Raw genomic sequence first — 21978 nt, forward strand, 5'->3', positions numbered from 1 at the left:
CAGTTTATGCTTAGTCCCTCTACTCCCTTTCTTCCCCTTCCTCCTCTTTATCCTACGAAATAACCTTCAATCCTTCAGCGAATGCCTGCATTTGCGGCATTGTACCCAGGCTCACGCGGCACCAGTACTGACCGTCAAACTTCCACTGGCGAATGCTCACGCCCTGGTCCATCATCCGCGCAACGAAATCTTCGCCTTTCATCCGAATCGGGAACATCACGAAGTTAGCGCCCGATGGCAGCGGTTCGTAGCTATGCTGCTTTAGCACGCCGTATAGGTAATCTTTCGACTCCTTAGCCTTGCCCAGCGAGAACTTGACGAAATCTTTGTCCTGCAAACTGACAGCAGCTGCCCGCAAGGTAGTCATGCTCAGGCCGCTGCCACCCGTCGAGAATTTGGTGATTTGCTCGATCAGCTCAGGTTTTGCAATCATGTAACCAGTACGTAGACCCGCAAAACCGTGTACTTTAGAGAACGTCCGGGTGATAATCACGTTACTACCCTTTTTAACCATATCGACCATTGAGTAAGCCTTTGGATCAGGCGTGTAGTCAATATAGGCTTCGTCTACCAGAATCGGCGTCTTCGCACCAACGGATTCGCAGAACGCCCGCAGTTTGGCAGGATCAACAGTAATAGCCGTTGGGTTATTGGGGTTACAGAGGTAAACCATACCTGTCTGACTCCCCACACGCTCATTCAGTTTATTCAAATTGATGTCGTACCCATCAGCTGCCACGAGCGGTACCCGGTCCATGGTGATGCCGTGTTTTACAGCAGCGCGAGGCAGCGCGTCAAACGTTGGATCTGGAGCCACAATGGTACGTCCGGCATTAGGCCGATAGGCTGCCCAAAGCGAAGCCGCCGTAAGCAACTCACCTGAACCAGCGCCCAGCAAAATATATTCTTCAGGTACACCTTCCGTTTCGGCAACTAACTTGCGAAACTGACGGGCGTATTCCATCGCATAGAGATAGCCATCAGGAGCCGCTTCTGTGATGGTTTTGAGCGCCTTTGGTGAGGGGCCGTACGGATTTTCGTTTGCTGACAAACGGGCTTTCAGCATGCCTTTGGGCGGTTTATAACCGACTGGCATTTCGGGTTCCGGTTCGCAGAACGCAGCTGGAGCAGCAGCCAGAGTCAGGCCAGATAACATACTGGCCCGGAGCCAGTCACGACGATTGATTGACATAAGAGAACGTTAATCTTAACGCATCAATAGATAAAGTGAAGAATATCGTATTTGGTAACCAGCAACTTACGACTAAAAAAGAGGAAGACTCGATCAAGTCACTGACCTATCAAAGATACGGCTTAATCAGACCACCTCAAATAATATTTTTGCTAAAAGGGCTATTTACTATATAAAATTTTACAGAATCCAATTACTTCAAAATATAATATAAAACATATAGTTACCCACATAATCAATTACCACTATACCAAAACTAGTTAACTGACTATTCGGCATTCCAGCCTGATCGGTTACGTAGCAGCATTAAGGCATCAACTCCGTTATTTAATCCTCAAAACTCGCATGATTTTGCCTCTATGTACGTTACTTAATTACAGGGCCTTGGCATATATGTTATGAAAAATACCAGTACACTTGGGTTGTTTTTAGCGGTAATCATTACGTTATCAGTCGTTTCCTGTAATACGTCCGATCCCGTATTTGACGCTCCTGTTCCGGGCAAGATGCAGCTGCTTTTTGATAACGTGGCTGGCTCAGCCGACCTTAAACTAAACGCCAGTACGTATCAGAACGCAGCCGGCGAATCGTTTACGGTCACGAAATTCAATTACTTTATCAGCAATCTTCGACTGCGTAAAGAGGATGGTAGCGAATACGTTGTCCCCCAGAACAGCAGCTATTTTCTTATTGAAGAAGAGAAACCGGCTTCTCAAACGATTACGCTGAACAATGTTCCTGCTGGTAAGTATACCGGACTAACTTTCCTGATAGGAGTTGACAGTCTGCGTAGCATGGCCGACGTTAGCCAACGGACCGGAGCTCTTGACCCGGGCACCAACAATGGTATGTACTGGGACTGGAACTCAGGCTATATTTTCATGAAACTGGAAGGCATTTCGGCTGTAGCACCCGCAGCTCAGAACAATACGTTCTTTTACCACATTGGTGGTTTTGGCAGGAGTACCGTTAAAATTAACAACCTGCGTACGGTTACGCTCTCCTTCAGGAATGATGTCGTCAATGTACAAATGGACGCTACGCCTGCTCTTCGAATCACAACCGATGCGCTGAAGATCTTCAACGGACCCACCCAGCTAAGTATCGCACAACACCCATCCGTTATGTTCGATACGTTTTCAACTAACGTGGCGAATAACTACGTGCAAATGTTTAGTTACGACCGGGTTCAGGCGAATTAATGAATACGTTACGTACGATATCGACAAAACGGATCTGGCTTACTGTCAGTGTTTTTCTGTTTGGCTTAGCCGTTGCCTGCCAAAGCAGCAAAGAGCCTGACCCAGTAGTACCGCCTGATCCGGGCCCGCCGGGCGGTGGCATCGAGTACAAACCAACGCCTGTAACGCTTCGTAAACCGGCCAACTTTCCAGACGTCATTTATAACATCAGTCAGAATCCGCTGACGGTTGAAGGGGTAGCTTTAGGTAAATCGCTATTTTATGACGCCCAACTCTCGCGAGACAGCACGGTTAGTTGTGGTTTCTGCCATCAGCAATTTGCGGGCTTCGGACATTCTGACCACGCATTGAGTCATGGTATCGGTGGCAAATTCGGATCGCGGAACGTACCGGGTTTGCAGAATCTTGCCTGGGAGCGCGAGTTCTTCTGGGATGGGGGTGTAACCAGTCTGGATGAGTTACCTCTGACGCCCATTCAGAACCCTGTTGAAATGGATCTCAAATTCTCGGAAGCGCTGAGTCGTGTGCAGAAAAGCCCAAAATATCCGGCTATGTTCAAATCGGCTTTTGATTCGGACACGGTCACTACAGCACGTTTTCTGAAAGCCATTTCACAGTTTTTACTAACGCTTGTATCAGCAGATTCCCGCTACGATAAATACGTTCGAAAAGAAGCAGGGGGCGATTTAACGACCGATGAATTAGCTGGATTGGCTCTGTTTCAGCAAAAGTGCTCGACTTGCCACGCAACTGATTTATTTACCGACCGGAGTTACCGAAATAACGGCCTGCCCGTCGGCGCCATCAATGATCAGGGACGTTACGTCATTACGTTGAACGAAGCCGACCGATTGAAGTTTAAAGTGCCAAGCCTACGTAACGTCGAGCGGACGTTTCCGTACATGCACGATGGTCGTTTTACTACGTTAGAGCAAGTAGTTGATCACTATCGAAGTGGCGTAAAAGATTCACCTACCCTCGATCCGGCCTTGAAAGTAAACGGTCAGCCCGGCATTGCCTTGACCGACATCGAAAAGAGGCAGGTAATTGCTTTCCTGAAAACGCTAACCGACAATACATTCATTAATAATCGGGATTTTAGCGCAAACTAATGAACGTGGTTTAGCCGATGCTGACGGATATTTAATAAATGGCTGATCACCAGACCAGCGGAGGCCGTATAAGCAAGATATTCGAAAACGGGATTTACTTCTTCCAGGAGAAGAGCTATTGTAAATAAACCCAGAAATCCCCAGAGGCTTTTCTTAATGATAGGGGGAGCATAATGCCGAGTTGCGAAATAAACGGCAATGATATTGATGCCGATGAAAACATAATCCAGGCTCAGATAACCAACGCGAAGCTTTTCATCCTGCATCAACGCTGTCGTCATGAGTAGGATGGGCGTAATCAGGCAGTGAATGATACACAACACCGAGCCAGTAATACCAATGTAGTCAGCTTTGCGGGAGAGAATATCTGTTTTCATAAGCAGGGCAAAAATACGACGCTTTTTGGCAATCGTAGTCTTGGTAACCCGGTTTTTTGCAACAAAGTTGCGAAACGCCTTAAAATTTAGAAAAATGGTCCTCTCATAGTTATTAATTAGCCTTAGTCAGCAGCGTATATCCCATCAGCTTACCGTTTTTGTTATAGGTTTCTGATTTGATGTCAAAAATCTGGCTATCTACTCGATAACTAACTACCTGCATTGAATTTCGAATGGGTATGCCCATGACCCGGCTTTCGAAACTCATATCTGATTTGATTTTGTAGGTATCGAATGTTCCGGCGGGTGTTGTAATTGGGGCTTTGCTTTCAACCTGCCGATTCGACATAACCATGTTCATGTTCATCATAGTGTTACCGTTACTGACCATTTCAGCTTCCATTTGCCCGTCGCTCAGTTTCTGACCGACGCTTAATTTGCCCGGATATACAAGCTTATTGCTTTTCAGCTTCATCTCAGCATCCTTCATGGCTGTGGCCTGCATGGACTGCATCATGCCCGACAGATCAGCGATTAGCTCATTCCCTGTACAGGTATAATGAATGACATAAGGAGTTCGCTGTTTTCCTTTTTCATCCTCAAACTGAGCTGTAATGTCCATAACTGTCGAGCTTCCTTCTTTATGAACATCCTTAACCTGATATGAGATTTTGCCGGTAGGCTTGTCTTTAGCGTTAAACGTACTCATTTCGTAACTCGTACCAGCCTTAAGAGTCATACCCAGACAATCCTGAGCCCAACCTTTAGACGTTATAGTCGTGATTATCAGCAGTAGAAAAACAAGGACTTTCATGCGAACGAACATTATTTGGTTTATAGACCAAAGGTAAATCTACCAACAAACTAATTATCAAATCCTTGAGGGAACGGCATGAATGATGACTTATAGTGAAGTAGTTTACATTCATCATTCTTTTACGTCCAGATCATACTGACGATGCCCAGGAGCATGATGAGTTTGCAGAGATTGCTGAGGTAGCCAAAGTCGCGCCGGGTATCGGCCAGAACGAGCCGATAGGTGAGCCAGGCGATTGGGAGGAGCAGTAGCAGAAAAATGACAGTCAGCCGGAAATTATGGAGCGAACTGGCAATGAAGAACAAACTGACAATAAACGCGCCAACGAGACCATAAATCAGGTATTTCGTTCGGCGTAGTCCCCAAACGATCGGTAACGTTCGACAGCCGAACCGGGCATCCCCCCGAATATCCTGCATGTCTTTAATGATCTCACGGATCAGCGAAATACCGAAGGAAAATAAGGCGTAGATCAGCAGCATACCGGTGTTATGCCGATAATAAATAGCCATAACAATAAGTGATAAGGCCGTTAGCAACGAAACAATGACGTTACCAACCAAGGGTTGCCGCTTGAATTGCGCGGAATAGAACCACAACAGTGATACGGCTAGTACATCAACCAGAAAAATCCATTTACTCAGATAGAAGCCAATCAGGCAACCGATTACGTTCAGGATCTGATGCACGCCCATGGCTACCCGACGTTTGAGGTAACGCCCAATGATGACCCGCTGTGGCTTGTTAATCAGGTCGATCTTGACGTCAAAGTAATCATTGATGATATACCCGGCCGCAGCAATACAGACTGTTGAGAACGAAAGCAGCCAGAGCGAAGGGTCTAGAAGAAGCCGTACATGTTCGGTGGTTTGATCGTCCGGGCGAAAACCAACCAGAAAGATCCGCGCCATAAACTGCGTCAGCACTACGATCAGCAGATTCTGTACCCGGATGAGTCGCAGAAACCCGAATGTAAAGGCCGAGAAAGGAGCAGACTGACGCGCAACCATTGCCGTTTTTTTATCAAAAATAAGGATTTTACAGGAAGCAGGAAAGGGGAACAAGGAGGAGAGGGAAGAAAGGGAGGAAGAAGAAAAACATACCTTACGTTCCCATCTGATCCTCCCGCTCATCCCTTTCCTCCCTTTTCTCCCCTTCTTGGGGATTCTTTTTACTCTCGTTTGTTGTTGAGAGACAAACTTGTTCTCACGCATGAAAATTGGCATTGTGTGTTACCCGACCTTCGGGGGAAGTGGCGTTGTCGCTACCGAACTGGGTAAGGCGTTGGCTAAAAATGGCCACCAGATTCACTTCATTACGTATCAGCAGCCGCCCCGACTCGATTTTTTCAATGAAAATGTCTTTTATCACGAAGTAAATATACCCTCCTACCCACTCTTTCAGTACGCACCCTACGAATCGGCGTTAGCCAGCGAAATGGTTAATGTTGTGCTGAACGAAAACGTTGACTTACTGCACGTTCACTACGCAATTCCTCATGCTTCGGCGGCTTATATGGCCAAAATGATCCTACGTTCGCAGGGACGTACCATACCCGTCGTGACTACGTTACACGGCACGGACATTACGCTTGTAGGCAAAGATGCGTCGTATGAGCCAGTCGTTACGTTCAGCATCAACGAATCAGATGGTGTTACGTCTGTTTCAGAGGATTTACGGCAGGATACATATAAACACTTTAACGTTCACCGCGAGATTGAGGTGATTCCCAACTTTATCGATCTGGACCGGTTCAAACGTCAGCAGAAAGAACATTTCAAGAAAGCTATCTGCCCGAACGGCGAAAAGCTAATTGTGCATACCTCAAATTTCCGGCGAGTCAAACGTATCGACGACGCCGTAATGGTGTTCTACCACGTTCAGCAGCAAACGCCCGCCAAATTGTTGCTGGTTGGCGATGGCCCCGAACGAGCCCGCATTGAGCGGCTCGTGCGCGACCTTGGCATTTATGATCAGGTACGTTTTCTGGGAAAATTAGACGCGGTTGAAGAAGTTCTATCCGTAGCCGATCTGTTTATTATGCCATCCGAAAATGAAAGTTTCGGTCTGGCAGCTCTGGAAGCGTTAGCTTGTGAAGTTCCGCTCATCACGTCCAATGCCGGCGGTTTGCCTGAGCTAAACTTACAGGGCGTAACAGGCTTTCTCAGCCCCGTAGGCGATGTGGACGATATGGTTAAAAATGCGCTATACGTCCTGGATGATGCGAATCTTCCCACTTTCAAAGAAAATGCACTAGCCAGGGCTAAGGAGTTTGAGCTATCGCGTATTTTGCCCCTCTACGAAGCCCATTATGAACGTGTGCTACAGAGCGTGATGAACAATGTGTAATTTATAATGTATAATGAATTGAATGACTAGTACTGCCATTCAGTGTCTATGATACATTATCCATTCGTTAACTATGAATCCAAACATACCTCAAACAGACCGTAAGCGCGTCGTTATTGTCGGTGCAGGTTTTGGTGGTCTTAAACTGGCTCGCAAGCTATCGCGTCGAAAGGAGTTTCAGGTCGTTTTGATCAATAAACAGAATTACCACGAGTTTCAGCCCCTGTATTACCAGGTAGCCACGGCTGGTCTGGAAGCCAATTCAATTCTGTTTCCGTTACGGTCCGTTTTTGGAAATTGTAAGAATGTTCACATCCGTGTTACCAGTGTAACGGGTATCCGACTGGCCGACAAAGCTGTTGATACGGACCTTGGTCCTGTTACGTACGATTATCTGGTGATGGCTACGGGTGCTGATACCAACTTTTTCAACCAGCAGAATATCATCGAAAAAGCCTTACCGATGAAATCGGTATCTGAGGCCATTGCCTTACGAAACCGGGTTTTGCAGAATTTCGAAGATGCGCTTAGTGTCGAAACGCTGGACGAAAAAGAAGGCTTAATGGACGTAGTGGTCGTAGGCGGTGGACCAACGGGCGTTGAACTTTGCGGTACGCTGGCCGAAATGCGCAAAACAGTTCTGCCGAGAGATTACCCGGAGCTGGATTTCAAGATGATGGACATTTACCTCATCGAATCGGGCGCGGAACTACTCGGGCCCATGTCGGTACAGTCGCAGCAGCATTCACTGGATTATCTGCAAAAACTGGGCGTAAATGTTCGGCTCAATACGCGGGTGAAAGATTTCGATGGACGAACCGTGACGATGAACGACGGCTCGACGCTACGTACTAACAACCTGATCTGGGCAGCAGGCGTCAAAGCTAATCCATTAGCGGGTTTACCGCCCGAAGTCATCGGACGCGGCAACCGGGTATTGGTTAATCGATACAGCCAGGTGCAGGGGTTCACCGACATATTCGCCATTGGCGATGTAGCGATGATGACCGAAGAGAAATGGCCCAACGGACACCCGCAGGTAGCACAGCCAGCTATTCAGCAAGGTAAACATCTGGCCAAAAACCTGTTGCATTGGATCAATAATGAACAACCTGAAGAATTTACGTATCACGATTTAGGCACGATGGCCACGATTGGCCGGGGTCTGGCAGTAGTCGATTTGCCTTATTTAAAATTTCAGGGATTTTTTGCGTGGCTAACATGGTTGTTTGTACACCTGATGTCAATTGTCGGCGTTAAGAACCGGCTGTTCATCTTTTTGAATTGGATGGCTAATTACCTGACATACAACAACTCACTACGTCTGATCATTAAGCCAAAGCTCCCAAAAGGTGATGTAAACGCTATGCAGGAAAAAATAGCTGACCAGGTAGAGGTGAGTAAGACATAACCAAGATAGTAAACTAAATTTACTATACTGATTAATGAACCCATTTTCCTAGTACTTTTGTACTCATAAATTTGATGTTGAGCTGTTTTTAGTATTTATTTGAGCAACCCGTTCGTTACTCTGTCAATACAGATCAACATCAACGTAATTGTATTATTACTTTTTTAATCGATGTACTCCCCTATGGAATCAACCACTGAAAAGCTACAGACTATGGCTGGACACGGTAAAACCCGGCCTAAAAATAGCGGTACTAAAAAGTTGTTCGATAATCCAATATTAGAAGCACTTTCCCGTACGCACATTATGGTGCCTATCTCGATGTGGCTCATTCTGTCAGCCTCTCTGGTATGGTATGCTTTTACCTATACGGACATGGATAACAGCACTATTGGGTTATTATTTTTGGCTGGATTGTTTGTATTTACGTTGTTCGAATACGTTCTGCACCGGTATTTATACCATTTAGCCCCAACAACACCCAAGCGGGCCAAAATTCAGTATACCTTTCACGGCGTTCACCACGAATACCCGAAGGATAAAACCCGGCTGGCGATGCCACCAGCATTAGCCATTTTTGTAGCGGCTTTCTTTTTTGGACTGTTTTTTGTCATGATGGGCGAAGCTGCCTATGCGTTTTTCCCCGGCTTTCTGGTTGGCTATACGGGCTATTTAGCCACGCACTTCATTGTGCATGCCTATGCGCCACCGAAGAATTTCTTTAAGCAGTTGTGGATCAACCATAGCGTTCACCACTATAAAAATCCCGAAAGCAACTACGGCGTATCCTCTCCCATGTGGGACTACATTTTTAAATCGTTCCAGAAATAGCGGTACGTTATTTTGTACCAAAAAGCCCAGCCAAAACTATTTTGGCTGGGCTTTTTGGTACAAAAGAGTCTTTGATGCTATGCTCACTCACCGCGTAGGCGCTTAATCTACTCCACCAGCAGCACAGATTGGGATACTTAAGCCAACCATCGCGGTTATGGGTTATACGTAGCGTGGACTAAAACCTGTGCTACGTTAGCTTTTCGTTGGTCAAATGCCGGGTTGCGTCGCGAATATTCTTCTTTTCCAAATTCTTTTGAAAAGCTTCCGTTAAGTCAACGCCTGTCTGGTTAGCAAGGCAGATGAGCACCCACAGCACATCGGCCAGTTCGTCGCCAAGGTCTTTATTCTTATCGGATTCTTTTTCAGACTGTTCGCCATAGCGTCGGGCAATAATCCGGGCCACTTCACCGACTTCTTCAGTCAGCTGAGCCATGTTGGTCAGTTCATTAAAATACCGGACACCAATGGTTTTGATCCAGTCGTCAACGGTAGTCTGGGCGTCTTTTAAGGTCATATCTAGTCGTCAGTCGATAGCCAGGAGTCTTAGTGTACCATGCCAGGTGTTTACTAACGACCCCTGACTGTCTTATTTTTCCGGCACAAACGTCAGGAAACTGAATTGATTCTCATCAAATGATTCCTGCGCGAGGGTTTGTAGTTGCTCGGCCGTTACGGACTTTATATCATTAAAAATATCGTTCAACGCTTCAACCCGGTTAATGTCGAGCAAACTTTTGGCCATCATCAGCATGAAGCTATTGTTGCTTTCTTCGGCCATGGCCAGTTGCCCGATCAATTGCTCTTTCGTCTGATGAAGTTGTAACGTAGTAAGCGGCTGTTCACGGAGTCGCTTCAGCTCTTTCATGATCAAACTTTGCGCCTTATCAACTTTTTTCGGATCAGTTCCGAAATAAATGCCTAGAAACCCAGTATCTAAGTAAGGGGTATAATTTGCATCAATCGAATAGACCAGGCCATATTTTTCACGCAGATTCAGATTTAGTCGAGAGTTCATGCCTGGCCCGCCGAGCAGGTTAACGAGGATAAAAAACGGTAATCGTCGCGAGTCCGTAAGCCCATAAGCAGGTCGACCAAGCGCACATTGAGCCTGCGTAATAGGACGCTCCACACGTGTCTGACGAGGTAAGTAGTCAGTTGGTTTCTGGCGCTGGCGAGCGGTATGTTGAGCGGGCACGTCGCGAAAATACTTTTCAGCTACTTTCACAACCTGTTTGAACGGCAGTTTGCTAACGGATGCAAAGACAATCCGGCTGGTATCATAATTTTCCAGAATAAACCGTTGCAAATCTTCACGTCGAAACGAGCCAACGGTCTCCGTAGTACCCAGAATATTACCACCGAGCGCATGGTTCGGGAATACCAATTCGTCGAAATCATCCTGAATCGCGTCTTCAGGCGAATCATAATACATCGCCATTTCTTCCAGAATAACCCCCCGTTCGCGTTCAATTTGCTTCTCCGGAAAAACGGAGTGGAACGTAATGTCGGATAGCAATTCAGTTGCTTTTTCAAAGTGAACATCCAGTACCGACGCGTGAAAGCAAACTTTTTCTTTCGTCGTATAGGCATTTAGCTCTCCACCAACCGTTTCCAGCCGTGTGATAATGTGGTAGGATTTTCGTTTCTCCGTACCTTTGAAAGCCATGTGTTCCCAAAAGTGGGCCAGTCCCTGCTGATGCGGCTGCTCGTCGCGGCTACCGATATCAAGCATAATCCCACAATGGGCAATCTGCGTATGCGGTATTTGTTTGTGCGCAATCCGAATTCCGTTGGGCAGGGTATAAACTTCGTAATCTTCCATTCTTAGTGTTTACGCCATAAGCGTACTAATGATAACCGCAACCAATTCGCCCCGGTTCCTGATTATTCAAACCGCTTTCATCGGCGACGTGATTCTCGCCACAGCTCTGCTTGAACAGATCCATGCCGCCTATCCCGATGCCAGACTGGACGTGCTGGTACGTAAAGGTAACGAGGGCTTGCTGGCTAATCATCCATTTTTGAATGACGTGCTGATCTGGCATAAAAAGGGGACCAAATATCGGGATTTATGGCGACTGTTACGTACCGTTCGAGCTCAGAAATATAGTGCCATTCTCAATCTGCAACGCTACGGTACAATGGGTCTACTAACGACGTTATCGGGCGCGAAATACACACTTGGCTTCGATAAAAATCCGTTTTCACGATTCTTTACGCATCGGGTCAGGCATCGATTCGAACCAGGCGTTCATGAAGTAGACCGTAATAAAGAGTTACTAAACGTACTGGAGATAAACGGAGATATTCCTGGCCGACAACCGTTACCTCATCAGTCAGTCGTCCGGCCAAAACTGTATCCTTCATCAGCCGACTACGATGCCATTCGAAACTATCAAAGCCAACCGTACGTGTGCATGGCTCCCATGTCGGTCTGGTTCACGAAGCAGTATCCCGCCGAACGCTGGGTGGAGTTGATTCAGGCTTTACCCAAACAGCTTACAGTTTATTTATTAGGAGCACCAACCGATACGGCAGCCTGCGAAGCCATCCGAACGGCAGCAGAACGTAATGAAACGACAGTGAATCTGGCGGGAAAACTAAGTTTGCTGCAATCGGCAGCACTCCAACAAGGCGCTGTTATGAATTATGTGAATGATTCAGCTCCGCTTCATTTATGCTCAGCCATGAACGCACCCACGACGGCTATCTTCTGCTCAACCGTACCTGAGTTTGGTTTTGGCCCGCTGGCCGATGGATCACGCGTGGTACAAACGCCGGAACAACTTGATTGTAAACCCTGCAACCTTCATGGCCGGAAAGCTTGTCCATTAGGGCATTTCCGCTGTGCCTGGGGAATTCAGGTGGACGAGTTGGCGAAGCTGACTTTATAAAATTCCTTTGGCGGATAAAATTCGATTGTGGTGCATAAGCAATTCGGTCATGGCCCTATATGTCTGCTGCTGCTCGAGTGAAGATTGGTGCATGGTTTCAGTACGTTCTTTGAGACCAACCAAGGCGTCCTCATGTTTATCCAGCCGCTTATCGTTTTCCTGAAGTTTATTAACTATGAGCTGAATTAATTCGCTATGGCGGTCAAACTGTTCGCTGTGTCGTTCGATCTGTTCGCTATGGCGATCAATTCGCTGGAGCGTTTCGGCAAGTAGCTCTAAAATACGTTCTTCATTCTTCATGAGCCAAATGTAACGACCATTTTGTCGAATGCAAAGAAACGAAATACAAACAATTGGTTACTATTGTTTATACTCGGCCTTTCAAGCTTTTCGCTCATAAACTCTTCAAATACGCCAAGCTCTTCGGCACTTGCTGTTCGGCGTCTTTACTCTCATCTTCGAGGTAAAAATGCTCAATTGACGTGTTACGGGCAGCTTTCAGTACAGCTGGCCAGTCGATTTGCCCCGTGCCCAAGACAACGGATTTTTCGTTGGGCATACCGCCTTTATCGCTGTGTTCAACGTCTTTTGCTACGTCTTTCAGGTGAATGAGCCGAAACCGCTTTGGGTATTTTTTCAACAATGCTGCCGGGTCCTGTCCAGGTAAGTAGGTCCAGGTTACGTCCATCTCGTAGCCAACGTACTCAGGGTTCGTTTGTTTCACCAGGTAATCGAACAACGTACCATTCTCATAAGGTTGAAATTCAAACCCATGATTATGGTAGCAAAACATAAATCCCTTGTCGTGCGCCTGTTTACCGAACCGGTTAAATACCTCAGCGGCTTTTTGCATCATCTCTAGTGTTGCGGCAGTTTTGTGTGGTATGGAACCGATACGTATGTAATTAACTCCCAAGGCTTTCGCGTTCTGCAGAATCGAATCAGATTTTTGATCAATAGCATCATAGCTTACACCATAACTGCTGCACTTCAGACCACGCTGATCGAGCAGGGCGCGCAGCTCGGGAGCTGTTTTACCAAACAGACTCGAAAACTCAATATCGGTAATGCCCCAGGCTTTGATCTTATCTAACGTACCAGGAACATCCTTACCAAAACTATCCCGCAACGTATACGAAACGATACCCGGCATTTTCTGAACCAGTTTACCGAATGGTTGTGCCTGACTAACCGACGTAACGATTAGTAATACGATTAACAAAAAGGTTGTACGGATCATATGGATCATATCGAAATAGATTCTGAAGTCAGTAATGGGAACGCTACGTAGCGTCGATACAGTCATAAGGAAACCTTGACCGGTTTTCTACTTTGTCCTTTACTTGCATAGCTGCTACTGTCCCGAATGCCTATTAAGTAATTTATAAGGTAGTGATGGACCGTTCACATATAATTCAACCGCTTACTAAATCATTCTAAATCAAGCCCGATGAAATTTATTAATTTTCGGCTCATGCCATTGATGAGCCGGAACTGGCGTCTGCAGGGTTTACTTAAGCCGTAACAAAGACGTTGTAACATGTTTGCCAGTAGCCGGTGTTTTTTTGGCAATCGTAGTACGTAGTGCTCTCAAAACCGTATAACTATCAGTACGCTTTTGTTATTCGGACGTATCTGTTCTATAATCTTTATCAGTATCCATTTTTTTACCTCATAACTCTCCATTCAATCATGTTTTACAAAGTAAGCCTCTCCATTTCACTATTCGCTTTAACAGCCTTCCTGATTACGGGCTGTCAGGATCACCAAAACCCGGCTCCCCCTACGCCTTCTCTCACATCTACTACGTTAGCAACAGGCTTAAAGGGGCTGATTGGCGTAGAAACGGACAGTCAGGGTCGCGTCTGGATAACAGAATCTGGCTCAGGTCAAAACGATGGCCGGGTTTCGATGGTTGGACCTAACGGAACTGTATACCCAGCGATTACAGGCTTTGATTCAGAAATATTTCAGGGTGAACCAAACGGATTGAATCACCTGCTATTTGCGGATGGCTGGCTGTATATTCTTGGTTCGCACAGCCGCCTATACAAGGTTAACGTATCTGGCTTTAAACCCGGCGATCCGTCTATCCTGGCCTCTAGCCTGGTGGTTGAAGACAAGAAGCAATTTTTGCTTGACTACAAGTTTACCAACGATCCAAGCCATTATTTAAAAGACACCGAGGATACGCACTTGTATAACATGGTTCTTGGCCCCGATGGCGCCTTGTATTTCACAGATGCAGGCACCAACGCCATTATCCGACGATCCAAAACCGGCGACTGGAGCGTAGTAGTCGAAGTTCCGGGCATTGCTAGTCCGCTTGCTCCTCTTCCAGCTTTTGTTGAATCGGTACCAACGGGCATTACGTTTAACGGAAAAGACTTCATCGTCACTACGTTGCTCGGTTTTCCTTTCCCGGCTAATTCGTCAATTATTTACAAAATGAGTACCTCAGGTGTTCTGACCACTTTCCCGATGAAGTTCACCAGTCTGGTCGACGTAGAAAATGATGGAAATGGAGGTATGCTCGTGCTTCAGCACGCCGTGTTTGGCGCAATGGGATTTGCTGACAATACGGGTAAGTTAATTCGGACTAACGGAACGACCAGCACCGAGCTGCTTACTGGTCTGAACAAAGCTACCGATCTAAAAGTAGTTGATAGTCATACTGCCTATCTAACCACGTTAGAGGATGGCAAATCAGGTATATTACGAAAAATCACGTTCTAAGTCAGACCATCACTAGTACTCGTAATCTGATAAAACAAATGAGCCATTGATTGTCAATGGCTCATTTGTTTTATCAGACCTTACTTTTTTATCTGTGCTGTTTCTTCGTATAGACCAATCTACGGTCTACGGCTGTTAGCAGCGATTAATTCAGTATCACCGTTTTTTCTTACCAGAATAGTTGCTTTTAAACTTAGGCTTGCCGGCATTTTCTTTCTTCTGGCTTCCCAGCAGCCGTTCGGCTAAATCCGGGCGATCGAGCTTACTCAGACGATTGCGAATCCAATCTTTATATTCCGGTTTGTACCAGAAGAAATAGCTGTTTTGTGCCTGCTTCTCCTCTCTGGTTTTAGCCGTTTTCACCGGTTTCAGTGTATATGGATGAACGCCCGAGTAATAAATGACTTCGGCCACCGTCATGGGTGTGGGCGTAAAATCCTGTACCTGTTCGAGCTGAAAACCCAAATCTTTGGTTTCTGCGGCTAAGTTAGCCATATCCTGCTCCTCACAGCCCGGATGCGACGAAATAAAGTACGGGACCAGCGGTTGTTTAAGATTATGCTTCTCCTGAATCTGATCGTACTTCTTCTTAAACTGCTTGAAATACTTAAAGGACGGCTTCCGCATAATCCGCAACGTATCGTCGGACGTATGTTCGGGAGCGACCTTTAACCGACCCGATACGTGGCGCGTGGTCAGCTGCTCCAGGTATTCATCGTGGTTACCGTCGGCGTTGTTTTTGTTGAAATCATCGACCAGCAGATCATACCGTACACCCGAACCAACAAAGGCTTTTTTGATAGCCGGATGAGCATCGACCTTCCGATAGATCTCCGTCAACGGTTTGTGCGACGTATCGAGGTTTGAGCAGATAACCGGGTGAATGCAGCTTGGACTCTGGCAACGCGCGCAGATGGACTCGTCTTTGCCCTTCATCTTGTACATGTTCGCCGACGGACCGCCCAGGTCTGAAATGTATCCTTTGAATTCCGGGTGCTTCGTGATTTCGTCTACTTCTTTCAACACCGACTTTTCGCTCCGCGACGCAATAAACTTACCTTGATGGGCCGAAATGGTGCAGAAACTACAGCCTCCAAAACAGCCCCGGTGCATATTGACCGAGAACTTGATCATGTCATAGGCCGGAATCGGTCCCCGCTTTTTGTATTTCGGGTGGGGCATTCGGGTATACGGCAAATCGAACGACTTATCGACTTCAGCCTCGTCCATTGTTTTAAATGGCGGATTAATTACCAGCACCTGATCGCCAACTTTTTGCGTGATCCGGTTGGCCTGCCATTTATTCGACTCAACTTCGACAATCTTAAAATTAGCCGCGTATTTGATTTTATCTTCCAGACAATCCTCGTGACTAGCCAGCTCGACGGTGTTCCAGCTGTTGTAATCGCGCAGATCGGCGCTGGCATCGTGCAGAAAAGCTACCTGATTAATGTTCCGCATCGACGAGAACGGTACGCCTTTCTGTGCCAGTTTTAGAATTTCGCGCAGAGGCTGTTCGCCCATACCGTACACCAGCATGTCGGCCCCGGCATCTACCAAAATAGACGGCAACAGCTTATCCTGCCAGTAGTCGTAGTGCGTAACCCGACGTAACGAAGCCTCGATACCGCCGAGTAGTACCGGCACATCAGGATATAAGGTCTTCAGAATATTCGTGTACACAATGGTAGCATAGTCGGGACGGAAACCCGCTTCGCCACCGGGCGTGTAGGAATCGTTGGAACGAAGGCGTTTGTTGGCCGTATAGTGATTGACCATCGAGTCCATACACCCCGCCGTAACGCCAAAGAAATATTTTGGCTTTCCAAACTTTTTGAAATCGCGCAGATCGTCCTTCCAGTTGGGCTGAGCGATAATGGCCACCCGAAACCCTTCGCTTTCCATGATCCTTCCAATCACAGCGGTTCCAAAGGCAGGATGATCGACATAGGCATCTCCAGATACGAGCACAATATCAACTTCATCCCAGCCTCTTTTTTCGACTTCTTTCATCGTTAGAGGCAACCAGTCTGTCAGGGGTCTTTCAAGCATGAGTACACGAAATTATGTATCAGAAAAACACCGATTTCGATAAATAATTCAATGAATGACAAGGAATCGTGTGTGCTGAACTGGATAAACAAGGATTCTACCCACTGATCGTAACCTGTTTTCAGGGTAACGTAGTGTGGATAGTTAAACCAACTTCTCACAAGTCCGCAACGTAGTAAGCGGCCGTGACCACAAGCCTAATTGCGAACGTATCGTTTCCGCTCACTTCTCCTTTTACTACGTTCAAGTGACCGGTGTCGTGTTTGATCTGGCCTGACTGAATGAAGATAATTACAATAGATACCGTTCACTAATTCATAGCAAACAGAACTACTGATTATTAATAACTTAACACCAATTACTTCTTTTAGCCAAAATCAATAGACAGACCATGCCAACTACCCTTACCCTTACTGATTTTCAACAGGCTGCTGCTCGTTTACGAACGGGCGTAGCCGAGATTAAAGCGGTTACTGAAGTTGAATCCAATGGACGCGGCTTTGATTCGGTCGGGCGAATTATTATCCGCTTCGAACCGCATAAATTTCACGAGTATACGAAAGGTAAGTATGACGGAACGCATCCCAGCCTATCGTTCCCTCAGCGCCGAAAAAATTACCCCGTTGATCTGAATCAATCCTGGGACCTGTATAACATCGCTAAAACGCTGGATTTAACCGCTACACGCCTGGCAACCTCGTTTGGCATGTTTCAAATTATGGGGTCAAATTTCCCATCCTGTGGCTGCAAAACGGTAGGTGAGTTTGTGACAAAAATGTGCAAATCAGAAGCCGTACAACTCGATCTGTTTTGCCGATTACTACTGGATTGGCGGCTGGACGACGAATTACGGAATCATCAGTGGGCAACCTTCGCCAAGTTTTATAATGGAGCCGGCTTCAGGCAGTTGCATTATGATACCAAATTACAGAATGCTTATGCTAAACATCTGTAACCCCCAACAAGTGACTCTCGTATCATTGCTCCAGGTGAAATGAACTTATTTACCCATCCATTCTTTGAAGGGAGTGAGCTTTTCCCGGCTTACGATAACTTCTTTATCCAGGAGCGGCTTAAGCCTCAGTGTTAGTCGATTACCGAAATACGTCTGAACTTGTTCGACGCTCTCAATAGAAATTAAAAACGAGCGACTCACGCGAAAAAACTGATCGGGGTCTAACATTTCCTCCAGTTCATCGAGGCTGTAATCCACAATCATCTTTTTACCGTCCGTCGTTCGGATCTGATTCATCCGATTATCCGTAAAGAAATAAGCAATCTGATGGGTATCGACCGACATCAGTTTCGAGGCATACTGGACCAGAAAACGCTGCCGATATTGTTTCGGCAGCAATTGTTTTTGCAACTCTTTCAACAGATTATCAACCTTCAAAGAGGCTTCGGTACCCTTCGCATGATACATTTTCTGGCTCGTAAACTTGTTGAGGGCAGCCCGTAGCTCGTCTTTTTGGATGGGTTTGAGCAGATAGTCGATGCTATTGACTTTGAACGCCTTTATGGCATACTCGTCATACGACGTAGTGAAGATGACTGGAACGTCAACCTCGATTTTTTCAAAAATCTGAAAACTCTGTCCATCAGCCAGTTCAATATCCATTAAAATCAGATCAGGTGCTGTCTGCTGGTTAAGGCTGTGATCCTGTAGCCAATTTACTGTTTCTCGAACGCTGGTCGTAACGGCCAGCACCATGGCCGCCGGTTCAACAGCAGACAGCGTTTTGATTAGCTTTTTGGCCGCTATGTCTTCATCTTCAACAAGTAAGATCTTCATGGCGAGTTGGTTTGGTGGATGTCAGGAATGAACAAGGGGATTACCGGCAGCGATGAGCGGAATAGTAACTACAAATTCATCAGGGGTCTCGTCAACCAAAATATCGCCTTGATTGAGTAGCCTGAATTTGGTGGCAATGTTGCGGAGACCAATTTGCGTAGAGGGTAACTGCTGAGGTTTCTTTTGCAGGTTGTTTTTTACAATCAACCGAGCCTCTGACTGCGTCATTACGTTGATCGTAAGCGGCTGCGTCTTGTCAATCACATTGTGTTTCACGGCATTCTCGATAAGCAGTTGCAGTGTCAGAGAAGGCAACAGGTACGTTTCATACGGCGGTTCAATAGCCAGATTCAATTGGATATTATCGCCGTAGCGGGTTTTAAGCAGGTGGAAGTACGAACGAATGAACTGAAGCTCCGTGCTCAGGTCGGTTAGCTCATGTTCGTTGGAACGTAGCAGATAACGGTAGACTTTACAGAGCTCATCTAAGAATTCTTCGGCTTTTTCAGTGTCATCTCCAATCAGATACGATAACGTATTCAGACTGTTGAACAGGAAATGGGGATTTACCTGCTGTTTCAGGCTATCCAGTTGAGTTTGCAGATTTTCTTTTTTAAGAATTTCCGCTTCCTTTTCCGATTTAAGTAGCCGATTGAAATAATACACCGCTTCCTGAATGCCTATTATAAGGCCGCTGAAAAGTAAAGCATTGGGTATAGAATTAATGAAAGCCTCAATTGGGTACGCTACATGATACGCTGTACTATTGACAACCTTCATATCTGCCCAATCGATCAGAATAGACGTCAGCCAGCACAATGGCAAACTGATCAGGATGCGAGTGCGTGTTTGGGAAAGGTGCGGATACCGCCGTCGGAGCCAGAGCAGTATCCAGCGGATTACTTCCCAGGTAGCGGTTGAGAGAACCAGAAACTCAGCTGAATATTTAAGCGTAGTGAAATTCAGGGGTCGGGCAAAGAGTCCATACGAATACACGTCGAGCAACCACAGCAGGCTAATGCCGCCAAGGCGAATCCACAGGTCATTATCCGCTTTTATGTAACGCACAGCTAAAAACGATTATCATCCAAAGCTATGCATGAATAATTCGCCTTGAAACGCTCTTCAAACTGATCTGCACAGAAATGAAGCTGAATTGCGTGAACATCGGGCTCAACCGTTTGCCTAACAAAACCAGAGAACTATACCCGGCCGACTTTTAACCGGCAAAAAGTAGGCTGTACCCTTCACTATAATTGCGCCAAACTATTTATACTTGAGAACAACTATTTGTCTTACCCGCAAACGATTTCCCGTTACGTTTTGACGATCAGTAAGTAAGGCAAAAATTAACAGAATTGCACTGGCTTATCGGTAAAAATAGACTATTGTAGACGGTGACTATATAAAGCGAACCGAGTCAAAAGATTTGAACAAATTAGAGTTAATCAATAATGCATTTTTGGTAGTGTTCTTCAAAACGAACGATAAAATTTAGTCAGAAGAAAACCTAAAAACTTACGTTACTTTCCATTTATGTAAATGACGATGAGCGTTGTATACAATTGCTTCTTCTTTTAGAAAATTAATACGGCAAAGCGAGATATTGGCTTTTTCATTAAATTTTAATCAGGCCTTTTTACAGTTCATAAGCGCTTTTTTGCGGTTCATGACCTTCTCTATACCGTTAATACAATTGTTCTTTGAGTAGAGTGCCGTTGCTGTTTACTTTTAGCTTATTGATTTGCAGGTGTACCAAAAAACTTTATTAGTCCACTACCAGTTATGTAATTCTTATCAGTGAAAAGCCATGAGTGTAGTTATTAAACCAACAGTTAGCAACATTATCAATCTTTGGTTCGGAGTAGACACGCCAATTCGCCAATACAAGATTAAACTGAACCCAGATTTGTGGGGAGCTTGCCAGAAAGCGAACCGCGATTTCCGTCCACCCTCCAAAAGAAAGCAGGTTGAACTCTATCGGAAATCGGATAAAGTAGCCTTTGCCAAAGCCGTACAGGAAGAATTGGACCGTGCCAGGGCAAGAGCAATTGCGAACACAGGCAGTCGAGAGTCAGTTATGGCAGTGGCTAATCAGATGCGCTGAATCAGCTCAGCTACTTTGTGAACCTCCCGACCCATAATGTGATCAATGATGGCCTGGGCATGTTCCCGGCCATTTTCGATAAACACTTTCTCGGTATAGATACCCGCTAGAACCGTTCCGCAGACGTATAGACCAGGTACGTTTGTTTCGAACGTTTCTTTGTCATAAACCGGCACCTGGGTTTCAGGGTCGAGATCAATACCACAACGCTGCAAAAGTTCAGCATCGGGTATGTAGCCTGTAAGAATAAATACGAAATCGGCGGGGATATGTGCTTCTTCGCCGGTTTTGATGTTTATAGTCGTTATATGGTGTTCATCGATCTGCGTAACACACGAGTCGAATACGGTTTTTATCCGCCCTTCTTTCACCCGATTTTTCACATCGGGCACCAGCCAGTATTTTACTGTTTTTCGGAAATCTTCGCCCCGATGCACAATCGTTACGTTCACATCATGTCGATACAATTCCAGAGCCGCTTCAACCGCTGAATTTGATGCACCAATAATCACTACGTTCGTAAATGAATATTTGAAAGGTTCGTCGTAATAGTGCGATACGTGAGGCAGGTCTTCGCCCGGAATATTGAGCCAGCGAGGACGCGTAAAATAGCCAGTGGCCATAACCACTTTGTGAGCTTGGTAACGGTCGCCCGTTTTCGTCGTTACAGTAAACACGTCCCCATCTTTTCGCACATCCCAGACTTCCTGAAACAGCTTAAAATTCAGGTGATAATAAGCCGCAGCTTTGCGGTAATACTGGAGGGCTTCGTTACGTCCGGCTTTTACGTCAGAAATAGCGAATGGTAACCCACCAATTTCAATATTTTCGGCTGTTGAGAAAAACCGCATCCGGCGCGGGTACTGCCGAATGGATTCGGTCAGGCTTCCCATTTCCAGAATTAGATGACTCAGACCAGCTTTGGTCGCTTCGATACCAGCAGCTAGTCCACAAGGACCACCGCCAACGATAATAACGTCGTAAAGTTGCATAGGGTAATGCGGGTGAAGACCCGCGAAATAGGCGGGTCTTCACCCGCATTACGTTAAGCTAACAGTTAAAAAGCGGGCAAAGGTTTGATTCGTGTTCCCTTTTTTATCAAA

At 46.1% G+C, this 21978-nt stretch carries 21 protein-coding genes; 9 read left to right on the forward strand and 12 right to left on the reverse strand.

Features of this window, described 5'->3' with window-relative positions:
* Positions 1-52: 52 nt before the first annotated feature.
* Positions 53-1192 (reverse strand): pyridoxal phosphate-dependent aminotransferase, encoded by a 1140-nt coding sequence (locus IC230_RS00430; protein ID WP_191036990.1) that lies wholly within the window; start codon positions 1190-1192, stop codon positions 53-55.
* A 398-nt stretch (positions 1193-1590) separates the two neighbouring features.
* Here IC230_RS00430 and IC230_RS00435 point away from each other — a divergent pair, with 398 nt between their 5' ends.
* Together IC230_RS00435 and IC230_RS00440 are read left to right on the forward strand one after the other, a co-directional pair.
* On the forward strand, positions 1591-2394 hold the full coding sequence (locus IC230_RS00435; RefSeq protein ID WP_191036991.1) for an MbnP family protein: 804 nt from the start codon (positions 1591-1593) through the stop codon (positions 2392-2394).
* Positions 2394-3506 carry a cytochrome-c peroxidase gene (locus tag IC230_RS00440; protein ID WP_191036992.1) on the forward strand — a complete coding sequence of 371 codons (1113 nt, stop codon included), beginning with the start codon at positions 2394-2396 and terminating at the stop codon, positions 3504-3506. The genes IC230_RS00435 and IC230_RS00440 overlap by 1 nt, the downstream gene beginning before the upstream one ends.
* On the opposite strand, the gene IC230_RS00445 is transcribed toward IC230_RS00440, so the two are convergent.
* From IC230_RS00445 to IC230_RS00455, 3 genes are all read right to left on the reverse strand, one after another.
* Entirely contained in the window at positions 3503-3883 is a 381-nt protein-coding gene (locus IC230_RS00445) for a MerC domain-containing protein (protein ID WP_191036993.1), read from the reverse strand. The two genes, IC230_RS00440 and IC230_RS00445, sit on opposite strands and share 4 nt — an antisense overlap.
* Positions 3884-3995: 112 nt before the next feature.
* Positions 3996-4697, reverse strand: coding sequence for a TapB family protein (locus tag IC230_RS00450; RefSeq protein WP_191036994.1), 702 nt, complete (start codon positions 4695-4697; stop codon positions 3996-3998).
* Between the two features lie 122 nt (positions 4698-4819).
* On the reverse strand, positions 4820-5710 hold the full coding sequence (locus IC230_RS00455; RefSeq protein ID WP_191037828.1) for a geranylgeranylglycerol-phosphate geranylgeranyltransferase: 891 nt from the start codon (positions 5708-5710) through the stop codon (positions 4820-4822).
* A gap of 202 nt (positions 5711-5912) precedes the next feature.
* Here IC230_RS00455 and bshA point away from each other — a divergent pair, with 202 nt between their 5' ends.
* The 3 genes from bshA (at position 5913) to IC230_RS00470 (ending at position 9291) form a co-directional block, all read left to right on the forward strand.
* Positions 5913-7049, forward strand: coding sequence for an N-acetyl-alpha-D-glucosaminyl L-malate synthase BshA (gene bshA, locus IC230_RS00460; protein WP_191036995.1), 1137 nt, complete (start codon positions 5913-5915; stop codon positions 7047-7049).
* A 73-nt stretch (positions 7050-7122) separates the two neighbouring features.
* Positions 7123-8460, forward strand: a complete 1338-nt coding sequence (locus tag IC230_RS00465) for an NAD(P)/FAD-dependent oxidoreductase (protein ID WP_191036996.1) — start codon at positions 7123-7125, stop codon at positions 8458-8460.
* Positions 8461-8643: 183 nt separating this feature from the next.
* A complete protein-coding gene (locus IC230_RS00470) occupies positions 8644-9291 on the forward strand; it encodes a sterol desaturase family protein (protein WP_191036997.1) in 648 nt (215 codons plus the stop codon).
* Positions 9292-9481: 190 nt separating this feature from the next.
* On the opposite strand, the gene IC230_RS00475 is transcribed toward IC230_RS00470, so the two are convergent.
* Both IC230_RS00475 and IC230_RS00480 read right to left on the reverse strand, forming a co-directional pair.
* A complete protein-coding gene (locus IC230_RS00475) occupies positions 9482-9808 on the reverse strand; it encodes a nucleotide pyrophosphohydrolase (RefSeq protein WP_191036998.1) in 327 nt (108 codons plus the stop codon).
* Positions 9809-9880: 72 nt separating this feature from the next.
* Positions 9881-11116, reverse strand: coding sequence for a M16 family metallopeptidase (locus IC230_RS00480; protein WP_191036999.1), 1236 nt, complete (start codon positions 11114-11116; stop codon positions 9881-9883).
* Positions 11117-11144: 28 nt separating this feature from the next.
* Between IC230_RS00480 and IC230_RS00485 the strand changes: the two genes are divergently transcribed.
* The gene (locus IC230_RS00485) at positions 11145-12188 is read left to right on the forward strand and encodes a glycosyltransferase family 9 protein (protein ID WP_191037000.1); all 1044 of its coding nucleotides are present in this window, start codon (positions 11145-11147) and stop codon (positions 12186-12188) included.
* On the opposite strand, the gene IC230_RS00490 is transcribed toward IC230_RS00485, so the two are convergent.
* Both IC230_RS00490 and IC230_RS00495 read right to left on the reverse strand, forming a co-directional pair.
* Positions 12183-12488, reverse strand: coding sequence for a hypothetical protein (locus tag IC230_RS00490; protein WP_191037001.1), 306 nt, complete (start codon positions 12486-12488; stop codon positions 12183-12185). The genes IC230_RS00485 and IC230_RS00490 overlap by 6 nt on opposite strands.
* Positions 12489-12582: 94 nt before the next feature.
* Positions 12583-13428 (reverse strand): sugar phosphate isomerase/epimerase family protein, encoded by an 846-nt coding sequence (locus IC230_RS00495; RefSeq protein ID WP_191037829.1) that lies wholly within the window; start codon positions 13426-13428, stop codon positions 12583-12585.
* 452 nt (positions 13429-13880) lie between these two features.
* On the opposite strand from IC230_RS00495, the gene IC230_RS00500 reads away from it, so the two are divergent.
* Entirely contained in the window at positions 13881-14924 is a 1044-nt protein-coding gene (locus IC230_RS00500) for a ScyD/ScyE family protein (RefSeq protein WP_191037002.1), read from the forward strand.
* Positions 14925-15080: 156 nt separating this feature from the next.
* Here the strand turns inward: IC230_RS00500 and IC230_RS00505 are convergent, their stop codons facing one another.
* Positions 15081-16976 (reverse strand): YgiQ family radical SAM protein, encoded by a 1896-nt coding sequence (locus IC230_RS00505; RefSeq protein ID WP_191037003.1) that lies wholly within the window; start codon positions 16974-16976, stop codon positions 15081-15083.
* Between the two features lie 391 nt (positions 16977-17367).
* On the opposite strand from IC230_RS00505, the gene IC230_RS00510 reads away from it, so the two are divergent.
* Positions 17368-17931, forward strand: coding sequence for an N-acetylmuramidase family protein (locus IC230_RS00510; protein WP_191037004.1), 564 nt, complete (start codon positions 17368-17370; stop codon positions 17929-17931).
* Between the two features lie 45 nt (positions 17932-17976).
* On the opposite strand, the gene IC230_RS00515 is transcribed toward IC230_RS00510, so the two are convergent.
* Positions 17977-18768: a LytR/AlgR family response regulator transcription factor gene (locus IC230_RS00515; protein WP_191037005.1), complete on the reverse strand. Its 792-nt coding sequence runs from the start codon at positions 18766-18768 to the stop codon at positions 17977-17979.
* 21 nt (positions 18769-18789) lie between these two features.
* Positions 18790-19836, reverse strand: a complete 1047-nt coding sequence (locus IC230_RS00520) for a sensor histidine kinase (protein WP_191037006.1) — start codon at positions 19834-19836, stop codon at positions 18790-18792.
* A 742-nt stretch (positions 19837-20578) separates the two neighbouring features.
* Between IC230_RS00520 and IC230_RS00525 the strand changes: the two genes are divergently transcribed.
* Positions 20579-20875: a hypothetical protein gene (locus IC230_RS00525; RefSeq protein WP_191037007.1), complete on the forward strand. Its 297-nt coding sequence runs from the start codon at positions 20579-20581 to the stop codon at positions 20873-20875.
* Here the strand turns inward: IC230_RS00525 and IC230_RS00530 are convergent.
* Complete coding sequence (locus tag IC230_RS00530) at positions 20863-21867, reverse strand: YpdA family putative bacillithiol disulfide reductase (protein WP_191037008.1); 1005 nt, start codon at positions 21865-21867, stop codon at positions 20863-20865. The genes IC230_RS00525 and IC230_RS00530 overlap by 13 nt on opposite strands.
* Positions 21868-21978 lie beyond the last annotated feature (111 nt).

This window comes from Spirosoma validum, from assembly GCF_014699035.1.
In the GTDB taxonomy this organism is placed as follows: domain Bacteria; phylum Bacteroidota; class Bacteroidia; order Cytophagales; family Spirosomataceae; genus Spirosoma; species Spirosoma validum.

What these genes read in the sequence shown, in the direction of transcription:
- IC230_RS00430 (WP_191036990.1), bottom strand. Translation starts at nt 1,192, where the DNA reads ATGTCAATCAATCGTCGTGACTGGCTCCGGGCCAGTATGTTATCTGGC.
- IC230_RS00435 (WP_191036991.1), top strand. Translation starts at nt 1,591, where the DNA reads ATGAAAAATACCAGTACACTTGGGTTGTTTTTAGCGGTAATCATTACG.
- IC230_RS00440 (WP_191036992.1), top strand. Translation starts at nt 2,394, where the DNA reads ATGAATACGTTACGTACGATATCGACAAAACGGATCTGGCTTACTGTC.
- IC230_RS00445 (WP_191036993.1), bottom strand. Translation starts at nt 3,883, where the DNA reads ATGAAAACAGATATTCTCTCCCGCAAAGCTGACTACATTGGTATTACT.
- IC230_RS00450 (WP_191036994.1), bottom strand. Translation starts at nt 4,697, where the DNA reads ATGAAAGTCCTTGTTTTTCTACTGCTGATAATCACGACTATAACGTCT.
- IC230_RS00455 (WP_191037828.1), bottom strand. Translation starts at nt 5,710, where the DNA reads ATGGTTGCGCGTCAGTCTGCTCCTTTCTCGGCCTTTACATTCGGGTTT.
- bshA (WP_191036995.1), top strand. Translation starts at nt 5,913, where the DNA reads ATGAAAATTGGCATTGTGTGTTACCCGACCTTCGGGGGAAGTGGCGTT.
- IC230_RS00465 (WP_191036996.1), top strand. Translation starts at nt 7,123, where the DNA reads ATGAATCCAAACATACCTCAAACAGACCGTAAGCGCGTCGTTATTGTC.
- IC230_RS00470 (WP_191036997.1), top strand. Translation starts at nt 8,644, where the DNA reads ATGGAATCAACCACTGAAAAGCTACAGACTATGGCTGGACACGGTAAA.
- IC230_RS00475 (WP_191036998.1), bottom strand. Translation starts at nt 9,808, where the DNA reads ATGACCTTAAAAGACGCCCAGACTACCGTTGACGACTGGATCAAAACC.
- IC230_RS00480 (WP_191036999.1), bottom strand. Translation starts at nt 11,116, where the DNA reads ATGGAAGATTACGAAGTTTATACCCTGCCCAACGGAATTCGGATTGCG.
- IC230_RS00485 (WP_191037000.1), top strand. Translation starts at nt 11,145, where the DNA reads ATGATAACCGCAACCAATTCGCCCCGGTTCCTGATTATTCAAACCGCT.
- IC230_RS00490 (WP_191037001.1), bottom strand. Translation starts at nt 12,488, where the DNA reads ATGAAGAATGAAGAACGTATTTTAGAGCTACTTGCCGAAACGCTCCAG.
- IC230_RS00495 (WP_191037829.1), bottom strand. Translation starts at nt 13,428, where the DNA reads ATGATCCGTACAACCTTTTTGTTAATCGTATTACTAATCGTTACGTCG.
- IC230_RS00500 (WP_191037002.1), top strand. Translation starts at nt 13,881, where the DNA reads ATGTTTTACAAAGTAAGCCTCTCCATTTCACTATTCGCTTTAACAGCC.
- IC230_RS00505 (WP_191037003.1), bottom strand. Translation starts at nt 16,976, where the DNA reads ATGCTTGAAAGACCCCTGACAGACTGGTTGCCTCTAACGATGAAAGAA.
- IC230_RS00510 (WP_191037004.1), top strand. Translation starts at nt 17,368, where the DNA reads ATGCCAACTACCCTTACCCTTACTGATTTTCAACAGGCTGCTGCTCGT.
- IC230_RS00515 (WP_191037005.1), bottom strand. Translation starts at nt 18,768, where the DNA reads ATGAAGATCTTACTTGTTGAAGATGAAGACATAGCGGCCAAAAAGCTA.
- IC230_RS00525 (WP_191037007.1), top strand. Translation starts at nt 20,579, where the DNA reads ATGAGTGTAGTTATTAAACCAACAGTTAGCAACATTATCAATCTTTGG.
- IC230_RS00530 (WP_191037008.1), bottom strand. Translation starts at nt 21,867, where the DNA reads ATGCAACTTTACGACGTTATTATCGTTGGCGGTGGTCCTTGTGGACTA.